General features: G+C 45.3%; 12 protein-coding genes. 4 read left to right on the top strand and 8 right to left on the bottom strand.

All coding sequences use genetic code 11. The features are described 5' to 3' along the window. The first annotated feature begins 311 nt into the window (after window positions 1-311). The gene (locus R7044_RS12330; protein ID WP_205391337.1) at window positions 312-1,928 is read left to right on the top strand and encodes an endonuclease; all 1,617 of its coding nucleotides are present in this window, start codon (window positions 312-314) and stop codon (window positions 1,926-1,928) included. Between the two features lie 99 nt (window positions 1,929-2,027). Here the strand turns inward: R7044_RS12330 and pulA are convergent, their stop codons facing one another. Continuing rightward, on the bottom strand, window positions 2,028-6,017 hold the full coding sequence (gene pulA / locus R7044_RS12325; protein ID WP_205391338.1) for a pullulanase-type alpha-1,6-glucosidase: 3,990 nt from the start codon (window positions 6,015-6,017) through the stop codon (window positions 2,028-2,030). Between the two features lie 546 nt (window positions 6,018-6,563). Between pulA and R7044_RS12320 the strand changes: the two genes are divergently transcribed. The 3 genes from R7044_RS12320 (at window position 6,564) to pdxY (ending at window position 9,060) form a co-directional block, all read left to right on the top strand. Continuing rightward, window positions 6,564-7,760: a tetratricopeptide repeat protein gene (locus R7044_RS12320; protein ID WP_206957634.1), complete on the top strand. Its 1,197-nt coding sequence runs from the start codon at window positions 6,564-6,566 to the stop codon at window positions 7,758-7,760. 140 nt (window positions 7,761-7,900) lie between these two features. Further along, entirely contained in the window at window positions 7,901-8,089 is a 189-nt protein-coding gene (locus R7044_RS12315) for an AbrB/MazE/SpoVT family DNA-binding domain-containing protein (RefSeq protein WP_005458312.1), read from the top strand. 101 nt (window positions 8,090-8,190) lie between these two features. Continuing rightward, window positions 8,191-9,060, top strand: coding sequence for a pyridoxal kinase PdxY (gene pdxY / locus R7044_RS12310; RefSeq protein ID WP_054574874.1), 870 nt, complete (start codon window positions 8,191-8,193; stop codon window positions 9,058-9,060). Between the two features lie 65 nt (window positions 9,061-9,125). Here pdxY and sstT read toward each other — a convergent pair whose 3' ends face one another. The 7 genes from sstT to malT form a co-directional block, all read right to left on the bottom strand. Continuing rightward, window positions 9,126-10,343, bottom strand: a complete 1,218-nt coding sequence (gene sstT / locus R7044_RS12305) for a serine/threonine transporter SstT (protein WP_005374821.1) — start codon at window positions 10,341-10,343, stop codon at window positions 9,126-9,128. A 356-nt stretch (window positions 10,344-10,699) separates the two neighbouring features. Continuing rightward, window positions 10,700-11,776 carry a ribosome small subunit-dependent GTPase A gene (gene rsgA, locus R7044_RS12300; protein ID WP_225455607.1) on the bottom strand — a complete coding sequence of 359 codons (1,077 nt, stop codon included), beginning with the start codon at window positions 11,774-11,776 and terminating at the stop codon, window positions 10,700-10,702. A 276-nt stretch (window positions 11,777-12,052) separates the two neighbouring features. Continuing rightward, window positions 12,053-12,361 carry a glucose PTS transporter subunit EIIB gene (locus R7044_RS12295; RefSeq protein ID WP_225455606.1) on the bottom strand — a complete coding sequence of 103 codons (309 nt, stop codon included), beginning with the start codon at window positions 12,359-12,361 and terminating at the stop codon, window positions 12,053-12,055. Further along, window positions 12,351-12,965, bottom strand: a complete 615-nt coding sequence (locus R7044_RS12290; RefSeq protein ID WP_017634465.1) for an SCO family protein — start codon at window positions 12,963-12,965, stop codon at window positions 12,351-12,353. The genes R7044_RS12295 and R7044_RS12290 overlap by 11 nt, the downstream gene beginning before the upstream one ends. Before the next feature lie 9 nt (window positions 12,966-12,974). After that, window positions 12,975-13,400, bottom strand: a complete 426-nt coding sequence (locus R7044_RS12285; protein WP_017634464.1) for a hypothetical protein — start codon at window positions 13,398-13,400, stop codon at window positions 12,975-12,977. A gap of 243 nt (window positions 13,401-13,643) precedes the next feature. Further along, a complete protein-coding gene (locus R7044_RS12280) occupies window positions 13,644-14,561 on the bottom strand; it encodes a DUF368 domain-containing protein (protein ID WP_025998607.1) in 918 nt (305 codons plus the stop codon). 578 nt (window positions 14,562-15,139) lie between these two features. After that, window positions 15,140-17,848 (bottom strand): HTH-type transcriptional regulator MalT, encoded by a 2,709-nt coding sequence (gene malT / locus R7044_RS12275; protein ID WP_005374834.1) that lies wholly within the window; start codon window positions 17,846-17,848, stop codon window positions 15,140-15,142. Window positions 17,849-18,172 lie beyond the last annotated feature (324 nt).

The following is an 18,172-nucleotide window of genomic DNA, read 5'->3' as shown; positions in this document are numbered from 1 at the left end:
CTCACCAGTTGAGCTGACCACAAGCTTTCTTATAAACAAGCCAAGTGTTGTTGCTGACCCCCATAGGCTCACACTTGGCTTTTTTCTGTCTGTTTTACTTTTCCCTTAATGGTTTTACGACGATGTAGCCAACAAGTTGCTTCGCTTTTTGTATTGGCATTTGTTTTCAGCAGATGGATATTTGTGAGATAAGCTGCACATTAAAAAGTAAATTAACACTTGTGCAACGTAAAAATGTGACTGAAGGATTACTTATGCCCCGCTAATATGTTTATCGTGTTTGGGATTTATATAACTAATGGAAAAGTATAATGAAATCCATAACGAACTCCCTCTGTCTCCTTGTTGCTGCTAGCTCTCCGTTTGCATATAGCCAAATTATCAACGGTGACTTTGAACAGTGGAATGGCAATGTACCTACGCAGTGGTCAGAGATTGACGCGGGCATTACAGTGTCGCCAAGCAGCGAGCAAATCAAATCGGGTGGTCTGGCTGCCCAGGTCGTCGTGAATACAGGTACCCAAAGCAACACCGACTTTTTGCAAACCATTAATGTGGAGCAAGGGAAAACCTATCCGTTTTCTGTCTCGGTTTATCATACCGAAGGAAATGTAAAAGCACGTCTGGTGGTTGATGGTTATCACAATTACTCGAACCCACAACAGATAAACCAGTGGCAAGAGCTCGTGCACAATTACACAGCGAGCTCGAACAAGACCATCAACGTCGGTTTGCGTTTTTACGATGAAGCCAGTTTTGATGGCTCAGAAGTTGTCTACGTCGATAATTTTCAACCGACCGAGGCAAGTACACAACCTCCTGTAGAAAATTGTAGTGATCATGAGGTGGTTCTTACACTCACGACGGACAACTATGGCTCAGAAACTAGCTGGGAGTTGAAAAATAGCCAAGCGCAAGTGCTTTTCTCTGGTCAGGGGTATGAGTCGTCAACCTCTGTTGAAAAGACCATGTGTTTGGCCGATGGTAACTACCAATTTACGATTCAAGACAGCTATGGCGACGGCATTTGCTGTGGCAATGGTTCGGGGTCTTACGCGTTGAAGGTGGGAGATAAGACTCTTGCTTCTGGCGCTGAATTCTCGAAAAGTGAAACCACCGATTTTAACTTAGGTGACACAACGACGACCCCACCAGTGGTTGATGGTTACTATCAAGCGGCATCTGGTAAGACGGGATACGCTCTAAAAACAGCGTTGTTTAACATTATCAATAATCACTCCAGCCGAGGTTATTCTGCGGTCTGGACCTTGGTAAAAGATGCCGATATTGATCGTTACTATGAAAATGATGGCTCTATTCTCGATATGTACTCTGAAAAGCCATCTGCTAGCGATACAGTAAGCTTTACCAAAGTCACAGACCAATGTGGCCAATACAAAACGGAAGGGGATTGCTACAACCGTGAGCACTCTTTTCCGAAAAGCTGGTTTGGCGGTAAGGTTGAGCCGATGAACTCAGACGGTCATCACTTGTTTGCAACTGATGGTTATGTAAACGCGAAGCGCAGTAATTGGCCATTTGGTGAAGTGGGCACCGCGACCTACGTGTCTAGTAATGGCTCTAAACTTGGCCAAGCAAGCACTAGTCTGGGCTACTCCGGTACGGTGTTTGAGCCGATCGATGAGTTTAAAGGCGATTTTGCTCGTGCCTATTTCTACATGGCAACCCGCTATGAAAATATTGTAGGTAACTGGGAAGGCAATTCAAGCAATGCGGATGCTGTCCTTGATGGTTCAAGTTCGACGGTTTTTGAACCTTGGATGTTAAACATGCTGAAACGTTGGCACAAAAATGATCCCGTTAGTGAAAAAGAACGAAACCGCAATCAACAAGTGTTTGATTTTCAGGGCAATCGTAATCCATTCATTGATCATCCTGAGTTTGTTGAACAGATTTGGGGAAACTAACACCTTTTTGATTTTGGTATCCACCATTTAGTGACGCCAACAAAACAAAGGGGAAGCGTGATGCTTCCCCTTTTTCATTACGGATGCTTTTAAATGAAACTAGTTTTTCGTTACCGTCACGATTGGCGCCGACTTGTCAGCCGCGTTGAAGTGGAAGTTGTAATTTCCTGCTTCTGCAATCGCAATTTTCAGGTTTGCACTACCGCCACCGACTTCCATCGTTAGCGCTTTACCAAGCTCAACACTGCCTTCGCCACCGAAGTTGGTGTCTGCTGCCCAGTCTGCGCTCGCAACTTTCATCTCGTAGTTGCCCGCCGCTAGGTCAATGTCTAGCGAATAAACGTCATTTGCAACATAGCTGAACTTCGCTGTTGAGTCTTGTGCTGGAGCATCCCATGTAGTGATAGTGCCACGTAAGTAAAGTGCTGTTTCACCGAATGTTGGTGCATCTGCTGACTTGGTCACTGACACGACCGGTTTTTCTACGCTTTCATCTTGAACATGCAGCGCGTTCAGAGTGAAGTTGTACTTACCTGTTTCAGCAACAGACAGCTTACAGTTACCTTCTGAACCTAATTCTAGTGAACCAGAAGCTATATTCGCAGCATCACAACCGATGTTTGGATTTGCCCAACCAGAGTCCGCGAATTTGAACTCGTGTTCACCAACTTCAAGAACGCCAGTTACAGAGTACATACCGTTGCCAATAAAGGTCATCGCCCAATCACTGCTATCAGACCACTCGTTCATCGTGCCTTTCACGTAAACAACAGTTTCGCCGTAAGGAGGAATACTCGATACGTCTTTGTTATCCGTGTTTACTGGTAGGCCAGCACCTTGCGCGCCGTTTTGTGGCTGCACGAATACCGCTGTTGTCAGTGCTGGTACTGTGAACGTTTCATTGGTGAAGCTTGCACCTTTGACGATGTCATCCGCAGAGTTTTGTTGAACTTCATGCAGTTCGAAACCAGTTGCGCCAGCAACTTTGAAAGATTTCTCAGTTGATGTTGAGTTCACAACGGCCACGACAGCATCGTAGTTCGAATCCAAATCGGCACCCGCTGATGTACCATCGTCGATAGACATCACAATCAAGCCTTCCACTTGGTCTTTCCCTACGTTGCGGAAGTCCACACGGTTCATCACTTCTTGCGCGGTATCTAGGCGGAACAGTTCGCTTGTGCTACGGATTTTTAGTAGCTCTAGGAATTGTTGCTTAGTCAGCTCGATGTCGGTTGAATCTGGTTTCGCCGTGCTGTCACCAACGATGGTTTTGATCAACTCCCAGTTTGCACCGTCTTTGTCTTCACGTGGTAGACCAACGTTCCAGTTATTGTCGCTTCCGTCGAAGAATACACGGTTGAACCAGTCACCAGAATCGTACGAGTCGCGCTGCATAGATTTAGAGCGCAATAGCTCAGAACCCATGTGGATGAATGGAATGCCTTGACCAAGCATCACCGTTGATAGGGACACAGACTGCATACGTGCACGCTCGGCAGATGAAGTGCCTGTCGCAATCTTGTAGGCGTTGTTATCCCACAATGTTTGGTTGTCGTGCTTAGACACGTAAGAGATGTTCTCTGATGGCACTTTTGTGTAGCCTGCAGGCGCACCATTGTAATCAACGTTCTTACCCAGCTTGGTTTCGCCTTTGTAATCAAGAAGGATGTAGTCAGCCAAGTTACCAGCCATACCTAGACGAACCAGATCTTGGTTGTGTAAACGACCATTCACCGACTCTGCGTCAGTTTTGGTTTCTTCGTTAGGGTAAGCGGCGTTACCAAAGCCTTGGTTAAAGCGAAGTGGGTGCTTACCTTCAGAATCTACACCGCCATCAAACGGGCTTCCGCCACGAACTGCGTCACGCAGACGATCAGAGAAAGTACCGATTTCTGTCCCCGCCATGTTGACTTGTGTCGCCTGATCGAAGCGAGCGTTTTGCGCGACTTCACCAAAGTCCCAACCTTCGCCGTAGAACAAGGTATTCGGGTCAATTTCACGGACTTTTTCAAGTGCGTAAACCATCACATCTTTCGGCTGGTGGCCCATAAGGTCAAAACGGAAACCATCGACTTTATAGTCATCCGCCCATACCATCAATGAGTCAACCATTAGTTTACCCATCATCAAGTTCTCGGTTGCGGTGTTATCACAACAGGTTGAGTTTTCGACGCCGCCAGTGTTGACGTTTAGGCGGTGGTAGTACCCAGGGACAATCTTATCCAGTACTGATTTTTCGTTCACACCAGATGCATTTGTGTGGTTGTACACGACGTCCATGACCAGTTTCAGATCCATTTTATGCGTCGCTTGAACCATTTCGCGGAACTCAAGAATACGCTTAGATCCGTTAGGATCGGTCGCATAACTGCCTTCTGGCACGGTGTAGTGGTAAGGGTCATAACCCCAGTTGAAGCTGTCTAGCATGCGAAGATCGTTCATCAACGCTTGTGCTTTGCCCGTTGTTGGGTCGTAGCTATTTAATACCTCTTCAATCACTTTGCCGTCATCTTCGGTCTCACAAATGGAGGCTTCTGGCTTGATGCCACAAAGTTTACCCACGGTGTCGGTGATATCGACTCGCTTGTCAGCGTCTTCATCCACGGTTGCAATATCAAATGCTGGCAGGATATGTAGCGTTGTTAGGCCAGCATCTTTCAGGGCTTTTAAGTGAGAAACAGACTCACGCTCAGGTTCTGTAAGCGCCAGATATTTGCCATCAAGACTTGGTGTGCCTTTACTGTCGTTAAAACTGAAATCACGAATGTGTGACTCGTAAAGGACGTGGTCTTCGTCTTTTTTAACCGTTGGGCGTGCGTAGTTTTTCCAATCTTGAGGCATTAAGCTTGGATCATCTAAATCAACCACTTGCGAGTATCGCGAGTTTTTAGACAAGCTCATTGAATATGGGTCTGTTACCAAACGCGTTTCAACGACCCCTGTTGTAGGGTGGTACACCTTAACTTGGTAGCGATAGTATTTGTTGACAACGTTGCTTTGTGCCTCAGAAACCCAGATACCTGTTGCTGGGTCTTCCGTCATGGCAACGGTCGCTTCTTCTGCTAAGTTTTCATCGTAGATTATCAGATCAACATCTTGGGCAGTTGGTGCCCATAGTTTGAAGGTTGCGGCACCGCCTTCCACAATCGCACCGAGTTCTTGACCGATCGCGTTACCTGCCTTGGAATCGGCAAACACCGCATCCAAAACACCCGGTTTTTGCACTTCAGTTGCAGAAATGACGTCACCATTTGCGTTGTAAGCCACCATAACGATTTGTGACTTCAGGATCGTACGCAAGGTCGCGTCATCGACATCGATACCCGCAGCTTGAAGGCTAGCAAGGTGACGGAAGCGTGATTTCAGACCATCAGACAACTCACCAGCTTTTGTCAGCTCAACCGCTGTACCGCCAGAGATTTGCTTATCTTCATCCATTTTGATGTCATTGCTAAGGCTGTAGAACAGCTTCATGGAATCCGCACTGGTCGCCGCTTCCCATGCAATGGTGTTGGCGTCTAACCAATGGGCTTTTTGACCATCAATATCAACAGGGCGCTCTTCTATTGGCTCGTAGTAAAGTTCACTGCTGCCGTGGAAGCCAAACAAACCTTTCGATTCGCCGATTTTCGTCAACTCTACTTTTGAGTTTGCGCTGCCGAACGCTTTCTCATCACCTTTGTGCAGAATGAAGTTCATGCATTCGTGTGGGTCAGAGGCGTCAGGGTTTATTTTCAGTACGTAGTAAGCACCGTAGGTGTCGTTGATGCCATCGAATGGGTGTGGCGCAGACCAATCCGTTCCTGTTCCCGGAATGCCCATTGCGTCTAAATCTGTGCTGGTACAGCCCTCACCGTTCCATAGGTGCAAGCCCCAACCTTCGTAGTCGCTTGCTGTTGAAGCTGATGCTACGTCACGTTTGTAATAAATGACGACTTCGTTCTCTCCCGCAGGGTACAAGCCTGAGCCAGGGTTCGTCGTATCTTCGTTCGTGCTATCACTACCACAACCGCTGATTACCGCGACGGAAATCAAAGGCAGTACGGTTTTGGCAATTGTTGATAATTTAAATGTCTTATTGTCCACGTTTACAAATCCATTGTTATTGAATTGATATTGAGCTGCGCGCTGCCTTCGCTGACTCAATCATCAAGAAGGTTTTGCACACGCTAGAAAGGCAGATGCCAAAAAAGGAAATGTTCAATTAGATGCTAATACACTGAATCATCAGCAAAATGTGAGAGCAGGCTGTTAAGTTTTTTACAGGTGCAAATTTTCTGTCACAGTCGATTTTGTTCACAAATTAAATAATAAAACAGGCGCATAGTGAGAGATTCTGCACATCATTAAAATGTGAATTTTTATGGGAGGAGTAAGGGGGGATGATAGGGGATGAGAATATCTCAGCCCCAAAACCGTGATTAAGTTCTATAAAAATGAGGGCCATATTTTTCTTTTAAAAATAAGTTACAGTGATGTTGAGTAAAATACCGCCATTAAGTATTCGCAAGCTTCAGATTTTCGCTAAGTGGTCGTTATATAATGAAGGTAGTCGGCATTACGTCGGCGCGTAATCATAAGATTTCCCTGAAAGGGAGTTGAATTGGGCCCTGAAACCAAAAGAGGCTATTTATGAGTAGTATGGGCATTGCCATTGCGGCAACTGGCCTTTCACTCGTCCTGATATTTGTGTGGATGATCTCGTTGTCGATGCGGAAACAGAGACTCGAGGCAGAGAGGAAAGCTCGCGAAGCCGCTTATCGAAAGGCGATGCATAAAGCGCGAGAGCAAGAGCGTAAAGAGCGAGAGTTCAAAGCAGAAACCGGGCATATCCCCACCATTTTATTTCTAGCGAAAGAAGCCGAAAAGGACAACATTCGTCAAGCGCTGTATTGGTATGATAAAGCCGCTAAACTGGACAATGTGACGGGGATGTATGGCATTGTTCGCTTAAGTGAACGCATGCGCGAAGATGTGATTTTAAAAGAGCAGGCAAACTTCTGGCGTACCGCAATTGCGGGAATGGAAGGGGATACCGAAGCGAAATTTTCGACAGGCAAAGCGTTGGTTTTTGGTCGCGGAACGGAAAAAAATATTCCCAAAGGTAACCAACTGATTGAAACCGCAGCCGAGGAAGGCTGCATTGATGCCATGCTTTACATGGGTGAGTGGCAGCTTTCACCAGACAATAGTGCAGGACGCAGTGCAGATGCGCTTTACTGGTTTATGAAAGCGGCGGAAAAAGACAGTGCGGATGGCAAGATCCAAGTCGGCTTATGTTACCTAAATGGCATTGGTACAGAAAAAAGCATGGTTAAAGGTTGCTACTGGCTGGAACGGGCCGCGGAAGGTGGCAGTGCTAAAGCGATGTATCATGCTGGCGAAGCGTGGAAGGATAAAGGTAAAACGGGTAATGCAATTGCTTACGTTTGGCTGTTTCTTGCTGCCAATATGGGCTACCAACCTGCGCGTACGTTACGTGATGAAGTGGCAACCAATATTGGTGTTGATGTTGTCGTTGGATTGCAGTCCATAGCGAAGCCGTTGCAAAGAAAACTGGCCTCAGGAATGGTGAGAAAGCACTCTATTATTCGAGCCCTTAACAAAGTGTACAAACGCGAAGCGTATTTTCCTGCGGAAGAGGAGCTCAATGCGGTGTTGAATGATGAGAATAAAGACGCCTCCGAAGCTTGGGAGGAGACATCAACACTAGATTTTCAGCCTAAGATGACAACGGTAACAGCAGAAGACCAGGCAAGCACATCGCCCAACGAAAAAAAACTCTCTAAAGATGCGCTCGATTTCACTCAAAACTTCCTTCAGCCATAACCTATCTTATCCAGAAGCCTCAAGATTGAGGCTTTTCTTTTGTCTTTAAAATGTTACGCCAAATCCAAGTCAGCTCAACGTATTTGAGGCTAGACATCCAATGACGTGAAAACTCATTTTCGACATTTGGAGGACGAAAGATGATAAGTCAACCTGTTAAAATCGGTGACGATACCGCCGTAGTCATTCCAAGCGCAATCCTGGCTCAGCTCGGGATAAGGGAAGGAGATACCCTAGAAATCGCACTGAATAAAGACAAAATGGAAATTAAGAAGATGGTGTTGAAAACCAGCACTCCAACTTACTCTGAAGATATTGAGGAGAATTGAGTTAGAGAATCTTGGTTTGTCGGATACACTACTGGTTTCGCAAAACTGGCGCTTGCCGCTGTCTTTGAACTATCGATAACAACAATAAGAGGTAAGGTACTATGCAAGGTATCCTCTCTATACAATCTCATGTTTCTTTTGGTCATGCTGGTAACAGCAGTGCCGTTTTCCCAATGCAACGCATGGGTTTTGAAGTATGGCCAATTCATACCGTTCAATTTTCTAACCACACGCAGTATCAAGAAGGCTGGACTGGGCGAGCGTTTGCGGCTGAAGACATCAGCGAGTTAGTTCGTGGACTTGGTAACATCGGCGCGCTGGAAAAGTGCCAAGCGGTATTGACGGGCTACCAAGGTAGTGCAGAGCAGTGCCTTGCTGTTGAAGATACCGTGACGAAAGTGAAACAAGCAAACCCGAACGCACTTTACGTTTGCGACCCTGTAATGGGCGCGCCAGACAAAGGCTGCATTGTGGCTCCGGGCATTGCTGAAAATCTTCTAACGCGTTTGATGCCAATGGCGGACGTGATCGTTCCGAACCAATTCGAGCTAAGTCAATTTTCTGAGATGGAAATCCACTCACTAGACGATGCGATCACCGCATGCCAACGTGCGCTAGAAAAAGGTCCAAAAGTGGTGCTAGTTAAGCACCTTTACTGCCTAGAAAATGGCAGCTTCAACATGCTATTGGCTACGCAAGAAGGCATTTACCTTGCGAAGCGTCCTCAATTTGAGTTTGCTAAACAACCTGTTGGCGTGGGCGATCTTATTTCAGCTATCTTTACCGCGGGACTCTTAAAAGGCTGGTCTCCCAAGCAAGCTTTCCAACATTGTCATGACGCATGCTACGGGGTGTTAAGTGCAACGTACCATGCAGGCGAATGGGAGCTGCAAACTATTGCTGCGCAGCAAGAGTTTGTTGAGCCAAGTAAGCATTTCTCAATTGAAGAGGTGGCTTTGGTCACCGCGTAATTGAGCGCAATTAAACAAAAAAGGGGAGCCATCATCGGCTCCCCTTTCTCTTTGTTCTGTCAGTCTTACTGAGCTTTTTGCTGCTCTGATTTACAAACTGCTGCCGTAAAGACAACGTCTGTTGAGCTGTTTAGCGCAGTTTCTGCAGAGTCTTGAATCACACCGATAATGAAGCCAACCGCTACAACCTGCATTGCTACGTCGTTTGAGATACCAAACAGGCCACACGCAAGTGGGATAAGTAGTAGAGAGCCACCTGCAACACCTGATGCGCCGCATGCAGAAACCGCAGCCACAATACTGAGCAGTAGCGCAGTCAGTAGATCAACTTCGATACCCATAGTGTGCACAGCTGCAAGCGTTAGTGTTGTGATAGTGATTGCAGCACCAGCCATGTTGATGGTCGCACCTAGAGGAATAGATACTGAGTATGTATCCTCGTCCAGTTTTAGCTTCTCACATAGTGCCATGTTTACTGGAATATTCGCTGCACTTGAACGAGTGAAGAACGCTGTTACACCACTTTCACGTAGACAACGGAATACAAGTGGGTAAGGGTTTTGTTTGGTTTTAACGAACACGATCGCCGGGTTTACAACGAGTGCGATGATCATCATTGCGCCAAGAAGAACCGCCAGAAGGTGTGCGTAGCTTGCTAGCGCGCTAAAGCCTGTTGTCGCAAACGTTGAAGCAACCAAGCCAAAGATACCAAATGGTGCAAGACGAATGATAAAGCGCACAATGTGAGACACGCTGTGGCTTAGATCTTCAAATACGGCCTTCGTTGTTGCCGATGCGTGGTGTAGTGCAAGACCCAGACCCACACCCCAAGCAAGAATGCCGATGTAGTTTGCTTCTACTAGTGCATTTACTGGGTTGTCGACCAGTTTAAACAACAATGTGCGTAGAATTTCAGCAATACCTTGAGGAGGCGTTGCACCTTCAGCGCCGGTGACAAGCGTTAAATTGGTCGGGAAAAGGAAGCTTAGAACCACTGCTGATAGCGCCGCGAAGAATGTACCCATCAGGTACAGTACAACGATTGGGCGCATGTAAGTGTGTTGGTTTTTCTTTTGGTTTGCAATTGAAGCGGCAACCAAAATAAACACAAGAATTGGCGCGATCGCTTTAAGCGCGCCGACAAAAAGGCTACCAATTAATCCCGCGCTTTCGGCATGGCTTGGAGAAATTGTCGCGAGCAAAATACCAAAGACGATACCGACAAGGATCTGGACGACGAGGTTACCACGAGCATATCGGGCAACGAGGCTGTTGTGTTGCATACATCATTCCTGCAATTTTATGCCAGAGTGGCAGGGCAATAGTCCATCATTACACGGCGATAATGCCCTTATATTACAAGGGGTGAGCATTGCTTCTGGTCACTAAGACACATGATTATCAATTATCCTGTTTTTATAAATTCAGCCATTTTCTTGCTGAATATCACATATCTTAGCTTGGTAATATTTTGTGTCTAGTTTTAGTTTGTTTTTGGATTAAATGTTTGCTCAATGTTATTTAAATAAGATTTTTATGTTGAAAATTATCATTAGTTATGAGTAATGGTTTTTAATAAAGTTGTTAAAAAGGAGACTTTCGTCTCCTTTGATTTTATTGACAACTCAAACGCAACAAATTAATAACTTTGTTGGCGCCTGCGCTTATCACTCATGGCATTGCGAGCAAGTTTACCGAATCGTCGACTTTGTGCTCGTTGCTCTGCCAAAGTCGCGCCGTTAAAGGCTTGTTCTCGCGTTAGTTTTTGATAGTTATTGAAACGACGAACCTCAAGTGTGCCATTTGCAATCGCAGTTTGAACTGCGCAGCCTGGCTCAGTTTGGTGCTTACAATTGCCAAAGCGACAACGCTGAGCGAGCGCCTCAATGTCAGAAAATGCCTCACTGACCCCCGATTCACAATCTGCTAGTTGAAGCTCGCGCATTCCCGGAGTATCAATCAAGATGCCGCCATCAGGTAATAGATGGATAGAGCGCGATGTAGTTGTATGTCGCCCTTTGCTATCGTCTTCACGAATATGCCCAGTTGCCTGTTCTTGTTGCCCGAGTAATGCATTAACAAGAGTTGATTTGCCAACGCCTGAAGAACCGATAAAAGCGAGGGTTTGTCCTTCTTTGCACCAGGTCATGAGTTTAGAAGCACTCTCTATTTCTAAGCCGTTGACTGTCTCTATAGCTAATAGAGGGTCGAGCTTCTGTACTTGGCTTTTTAGTTCATCAGTATTGTCACACAAATCGGCTTTGGAAAGCACGATGACGGGTTCGACTTCGGCTTCATGAGCCAAGGAAAGATAACGTTCAATACGACTTAAATTGAAGTCGTCGTTAAGGGAACAGACGATAAACACTGTATCCACATTGGCTGCGATGAGTTGCTCTGCCACTTTGCTGCCAGCGGCTTTGCGGCTAAAGAGGCTCAAGCGATCCAGTAAGCGAACAAATTGCTGATCTTCATTTAAGATTACCCAGTCTCCGACGGTCATATTGGGTAAAGAATGGTGGGCATTAAGATGAACTTGCCCAGTTTCTGTTGCCAATAAATAACCACTTCGGTGATGCGCAATTACACGAGCAAAGATAGTGTTGTCGTAATCGTCTAATGTCAGTTGTTGCTGAAAAAATGGTTTCCAACCCAATTGTTTTAGAGGGTTTGAAGTTGAAACTAATGTGTCACAAAAAGTATGTGTTTGATTCATTATTGAATTATCCCAGACGCAACAAAGCGCCTTAATACAAATCGCATTAGGGTCTAATTCGGATAGAGTTGACCCCGGTGAAGACCGGGCAGAGAAGGGGAAGTTGTGGTTATGCCACAGAGTTGGTGCTGTTAGGGTTACCCTTGCGATGCCCAGTTAGTGTTATTCAATACAATCATCTTGTGTCCTCTTCGTTGGTTAATAAATAAGTGAGTTAATTAAGCCAAAAGAGTATAGCCGCCGTTTTTTAAAGAGGGTAGCTATACTGCAAAAATATTAACTTTGTTTTGTGATGCGCTCTTCCACAATTTGCGAATACGTGTTGGCTTTTAAGCCGTATATAATTTGGACATGACGATCATCCAATATCACGACGCCATGCGCGCCATGATTTTTGAGTGCGTTCTTATCGATGACGGACGTCTCTCTGAGGGTAAGACGCAGCCGAGTCGCACATGCACCAGTTTCTAGCAGGTTCTCTATGCCCCCAATGGCGTCAATGATCGTATCGACGTCTTGTTCGACATTGGGGTTGGTATGAGTTAGGAAATTGAAAAATTGCTTCAGCGCTGACTTAACCGTCATTTGAAGAGCCTTCGGTCGTTAGTTTTGAAATGGCTTCAACAATCGGTGCCGGCGAGAGCGTATGCGGTACTTTAGTGATTAACGTGCCATCCGGCTTCAAGAAGTAAAAGTAAGAGCTATGATCCAGCGTGTACTTTAGTTCCGAGCCTTCCAATTCTGTCTTGCGGAAAATGACACCATAGTTGTGTGCCAAAGGTGTCGTTACATCAAGTGGTGCCGATAGGCCTTCAATCATTGGATGGAAGTAATGGGCATATTTTGCTGATGCATCGGCCTCATCACGCTCTGGGTCTAAAGAAATGAACATCGGGCGTAGTTGTGCTTTTTGCGCGTCGTCAATTTGATTCAGTGCTCCTGCCAGCATTGCAAGAGAAGTTGGGCAAACGTCTGGGCAGCGAGTAAAGCCAAAATAGACGACTCGGATGCGAGGGTCATTCACATCGAAGATATTGATGGCTTGGTTATTTTCCCCAAACAATACTGTTTGTTGAGAGGTGGAACTGTCCACTTGCTCTGGCTTCGTTTTCTGATTATCTAAATAGCTCTTTACGCCAAACCCGAGTGCGAAAGCAGCTACGAGAAATAGGGACCAATTGCGGCTCATAACGATTCCTTATCTTTGCATTTTTATAGCAGGGTAAACGGTATTCTCTCCATCACTGAGTTCACCAACCCAAGTCATTGCATCCTCCGTGCAAACTGGGAGAATGATGTCACCTTGATATTGGCCAGGAGCGATTTGCTTCAGCAAAAACTTAGGCTCACCCATCTCCATTTCTCTTCCTGAAAGACTTAGGATGAGTTGCTTAGCATCGCTTGTATGCCACTCAACATTTAGAGTGGTAGGAACCAAGGGTTGAGCAGTTTCTGAGTTTAGCGTCATCGTAACATTTTCTTGGACGCAAGAGGTTGTAGAGAGAAAGCAGTATTCATCTATTGACTTGCTTTGAGTGGAAGAAGAAAAGTTTTTTATTAGAGTCGGGGCATAAAATCCCGCAACTAATGCGGCTGAAACAGCGGCGATTTGTAACAGTTTCATTAAGGTTCAGCATTTATCACTTAACATTACGAGCATCGTAGCACAGATGCGCCGCTCGCCAACTCGTGACCTCGGTAAATTGTGCGTTATACCTCGGTGACCAGCTTCTTAGTAACGCGACGGACTTTATTGCATCAAATACAGCAGAGTTTTCAATTGAGATGTTTTGCCCTTAGCCAATAGATAAAAACGGAGCCAATTGGCTCCGTTTTTATTTGGTTCAGTATGTGTTTGATACCAAAGTTATTTATCTGAATCTGCGAATTTCTCTAGACCCAAAACCAGAGCAATGGCTGCAAGCATCATCACGACAGCAAGTACTAACTGAGAAGGTTGTGATGTCACGTGTTCAAATTCAAATGGTGATAGGTTGTGCTGTAGCAATGGCACTTGTTCGCCCTTCGAATTGGTGCGCCAAGTGATGGTTTCTTTCCATGGCCAAATCTTTGGCAACGTACCAATCATTAATCCAGTCAAAAACATCAGGGTGAAATCACGGAACTTGCGTAGTAACCACGACAATAAGTGAGAGAAGGACAGTAAACCGAGCACGCAGCCAGACAAAAATAGCGCTAATGTATCGACTTGAAAACCTTTCACTGCGGCTAATACAGGAGCATACATGCCAATCAGCAGCAAAATAAAACTGCCAGAGATACCCGGCAAGATCATTGCACAAATCGCGATAGCTCCAGCGAATAAGGTGTTAATGGCCGTTGGTTCCATGTGTAAAGGTTTGAGCACAGTAATACTATAAGCAAACCCGACACCAACGAGCAGAATGACAAAGCGGACAAGATCGCGTTGCTCAACCTGACGAATAATGTGATACACAGAGACCAAAATTAGACCAAAGAAAAATGACCAAAGTGGGATCGGGTGTGTGTCAAGAAGCCAAGTAATCAACTTTGCTAGCGTTGCAATACTGGTGAAAATGCCGGCAAACAGAGCGATAAGGAAGAATCCGTTGATGTGATTAAACACGGCTTTAACCCCTTCTTTTCGCCAGATAGAGAAAAGTGAGGGGTTAATGCGTCGAATGCTTTCAAGCAGCGTATCGTAAATACCAGTGATAAACGCGATGGTGCCGCCAGATACACCAGGTACAACATCTGCTGCACCCATGGCGATTCCCTTGAAGAAAGTAATTAAGTAGTTCATTGCTCTAATGCTAAGTCGTTTCGATGGCAGAGAGTATACAAACATTGCGATGAAAAAAGTATGAAATAGTGCTGTAACTACTTGGTTTTATATCCAATCTATTGCCTATCTTTATTACCCGCCAAGAGACAATGTCGCCGTAACGAGTTTTTAATGCTTGGTTTACATTTTTGAGATGATTAACTCTACTATCAATTATCAGTCTTGGTTGCATTATGCAATTGCAATTTGCATTACAAAGTTGCATTTTGATAATTTGCGCGTGAATAAATCCAGCTTATATGAGATCTTGTGCCCAAAAATAAGTCTTTGCATTTTGGCATGATTAATGCATAATACTGCTCGACCCTTCTTAAGCCGAGGGTCACCTAGCCAACTGACGTTGTTAGTGAATACAATTTGTTCACACTAAATATAAGCCAATCGCGATTATTGCGGTTGGCTATTTTTTTATATGAACAACGTTACTTACGTGCTTTGCAAATTGCACTTCTCTTACTGTCAGTCATAAAAAAGGGCTGACGTGTTACGCCAACCCTTGTGTTTTACTTTACGTTTTAACCCGTTTATCTAGCAGTTCAGTATCCCATTAACTGTAGCAAATTTTCAGCTGTCACAATGGCTTCTTTACGATTAGCAATATTAAGCTTTTGGTACAGGTTGCGAATGTGGGTTTTAATTGTCGTACCTGCCACATCCAGCTCTTGTGCGATTTGCTCGTTACTAAAGCCTGAATAAATCAGTCCCAGAACCTGCCATTCGCGTTGTGTTAATGGGCTGGTACGTACTAGCTCTGGCACATTAGGGTGATTCACCAACTTTTCAATAAAGTCTTCATCAAAGTGAATCGACCGGCTACGTTGATTCGATGAAATGTCCTTCATTAACTGTTGAGCACGGTGACGCTCAAGATCGCCCAGTTCATGGCGGAGGCTCAACTTCTCCAGCAGACCGCCAATGGTTGCACCATCAATCAGGAAGTTTCCGACCATGCCAGTTTGGTTCGTCATTACTAATGCTTCTTTTAACAGAGCCTTGGCTTGCTCCTCATCTTTTTGGCGAGCAGAAAGGACCGCTTCAACCACTAAGTTGCGATTAGTATCTGTGATTAGGTTAGTGCGACGAGCTTCACCTTGGAGAAAATCTAACGCAGCACGAGCGTCGGTATATTGGCCTAAATTAATGTGGGCGCGAGCAATGTTACGCCATTGCAATTGAGAAAAGTGGTTGCATGCCGATTCAGGACGAACCGCAGTGTTGAGCCATTCTTGCATTGCATCGGTATTCCCGCGCGCTTGCCAAAATAGAATCAACGATAGTGAAGCGTTTGCAGTCCAATCTACGTGATAAGTCGACTGTTTCATCAAGTGCTGTATATGCTCAATGAATTTACCTGCTTTGTCTAATTCACCGCGTCCAATCGCAATACGCGCCAACATCGAATAGCTATGTAAGTGCTTGCTTGGTGAATGGTTTTCGAGAATTTGCAGACCTTTGTACGCGCATTCTTCCGCTTCATCAAGTCGGTTCCAGCACCAAAGTACTTGCGCGCGAATACGCAGCAAAAATTCATGAAGAGGAACATGCTGAAGCTGCTGATCTTCAATCAGACGAAATGCGGAATCTTGTAGTTCAAAGGCAGCTTGCACGTAACCTTGTGCAATTAAAATCTCGCTTTGCTGCAATATTGCCCATAACGCTTGGTGATATACCTGATACTGACGAGCTAGCTTTTCAGTTTGTTGCATCATCGGCAAAGCACGGTCTAGTTTACCTAGCACGTGGTTAACTTCACCAACAACCGAAGTCGCCACAATTCGGCTACGGTAAATTGTGTTATCAAGTTGGCTAAGCGCTAGCTCCGCTAATTCGAGAGCTTTTTCTGGTTGGTTACTGTTGATAGCCACTTGAGCAAGCAACGCGTTTGCTTGACCTTGATAATGAATATCTAACGCAATGTTACGCTTTTTGTGTTCCTCTTCCGCTTCTTCAAGCAGGTGGCCCACTTGGTTATAACGATGCTGACTTTGAGCCAACCATGCTCGGAGCATCGTAAGTTTTGGGTGGCTGAACAACAGATCATCGTCCAACTTGTTAATTGAGCTTTCCAGTGTGCTGAGTTCGCCTTGGTTAAACATCTTCCAGCCGAATTCGTTTAGGATCTCTACCACTAAGTCCTTATCATTCGATTTTTGTGCATGATGAATCGCTTGGTGTGGTGCTTTTTGTTGTAACCAAGCGATAGCAGCATTGCGGTGGAGATCTTTTTCTTGCTGAGGAATACGAGCTTGGCGCTCATGCGATAAAAACTCGCCAAATAAGTTATGGAACCGGAACCAGTTCTGTTCCCCTTCGAGCGGATAAATGAATAAGCCGTAACGGTTAAGCGATTCAATCATTCCCAGTGCATCTTCGCGTTGGGTAAGGGCAAACACTAGCTCATCATTGAAGTGGTCAAGCACGGATACTTGCATTAAAAAGTGACGAGTTTCGTGATCGAGTAAGTCAAACACTTCTTCGACCAAGTAATCCCACAAATGCGCGTGATTGAACTGCGATACCGACTCTACAGTTTGCGCCAATGTGCGGTTTTGATGTTGGGCTTGTAATGCGATCAACTGCATCGCCGATGGCCAACCTTCAACATAGGTTCTTAGGCTGTTCGCCATGTCTTCATCAATACCATCGGCGATACGCTGGTTAAAGAAGCGAGTGGTTTCTTCGGTATCAAACGCCAACATCTCGTTGCCAATTTCGATCATTAAATCACGAACACGTAAGTTTGCAGTGCCTAGAGGCGGCGCTGCACGACTGGTTACCACAACGGTGAGGTTGTCTGGCATGTGCTTTAAAAAGAAACGCATGGATTCATGGATTTCATCATTCGTGATTAAATGGTAGTCATCAAGCACCACGTAGCATTCTTGATGAAAGTCAGCCATTTCTGCGAATACTTCGCTAAATAGGGAGCGTAAAGACGAGATCTGACGTTTTTCCGCCAGTTTTTGTGCGTTAGCGCAACTGAAGTTGGTGGCTTTGTTTAATGCTTGAAGCAGATAGTTTACAAAGCGAAAGCCGTCGTTATCGCTGTCATCAATGCTGTACCAACCGACGTTTGGCTTATCGGATAGCCACTGCGCTGCCATTGTTGTTTTTCCGTAACCTGCTGGGGATCGGAATAAAACCAATTTGTAGTAAGGCGCTTGCTGTAGTAAGTCCAACACTCGTGGGCGCACGATGGCATTGTGCAGGCGTCCTGGTCGAGTAAGCTTAGATGGAATCCACATTAGTAGTTATGTCCTTATTTATGTATACCCAAATGACAGCAACGTGATCATTCTAGTAAAGCCCCCTTGAAAGCCGTCTTACTGAATGATGTCATCAGCATCAAAAACACTGTTTGAATGCCGGATAATGTCGCTACTGTTGGGGCTTGCGTCCGTCTGAAAAACCATTCCATACGGTCACTTAGATATAAAAGCTAGCGAAAACTAGAAATAACTCACATCGCCTAATTCTAGTTTGTATAAAAAGCGTACAATCCTGTGAGCTGAGTGGGATGTTACGACATCAGAAATGTTCGTTACTTTGATCCACTTCCTAATTCTCAA

This window comes from Vibrio sp. 1402 (genome assembly GCF_033340275.1).
Note: the sequence above shows the minus strand (reverse complement) of the source record. Positions and strands in the feature narration are given on the sequence as shown.

What these genes read in the sequence shown, in the direction of transcription:
- R7044_RS12330 (WP_205391337.1), top strand. Translation starts at nt 312, where the DNA reads ATGAAATCCATAACGAACTCCCTCTGTCTCCTTGTTGCTGCTAGCTCT.
- R7044_RS12320 (WP_206957634.1), top strand. Translation starts at nt 6,564, where the DNA reads ATGAGTAGTATGGGCATTGCCATTGCGGCAACTGGCCTTTCACTCGTC.
- R7044_RS12315 (WP_005458312.1), top strand. Translation starts at nt 7,901, where the DNA reads ATGATAAGTCAACCTGTTAAAATCGGTGACGATACCGCCGTAGTCATT.
- pdxY (WP_054574874.1), top strand. Translation starts at nt 8,191, where the DNA reads ATGCAAGGTATCCTCTCTATACAATCTCATGTTTCTTTTGGTCATGCT.
- sstT (WP_005374821.1), bottom strand. Translation starts at nt 10,343, where the DNA reads ATGCAACACAACAGCCTCGTTGCCCGATATGCTCGTGGTAACCTCGTC.
- rsgA (WP_225455607.1), bottom strand. Translation starts at nt 11,776, where the DNA reads ATGAATCAAACACATACTTTTTGTGACACATTAGTTTCAACTTCAAAC.
- R7044_RS12295 (WP_225455606.1), bottom strand. Translation starts at nt 12,361, where the DNA reads ATGACGGTTAAGTCAGCGCTGAAGCAATTTTTCAATTTCCTAACTCAT.
- R7044_RS12290 (WP_017634465.1), bottom strand. Translation starts at nt 12,965, where the DNA reads ATGAGCCGCAATTGGTCCCTATTTCTCGTAGCTGCTTTCGCACTCGGG.
- R7044_RS12285 (WP_017634464.1), bottom strand. Translation starts at nt 13,400, where the DNA reads ATGAAACTGTTACAAATCGCCGCTGTTTCAGCCGCATTAGTTGCGGGA.
- R7044_RS12280 (WP_025998607.1), bottom strand. Translation starts at nt 14,561, where the DNA reads ATGAACTACTTAATTACTTTCTTCAAGGGAATCGCCATGGGTGCAGCA.
- malT (WP_005374834.1), bottom strand. Translation starts at nt 17,848, where the DNA reads ATGTGGATTCCATCTAAGCTTACTCGACCAGGACGCCTGCACAATGCC.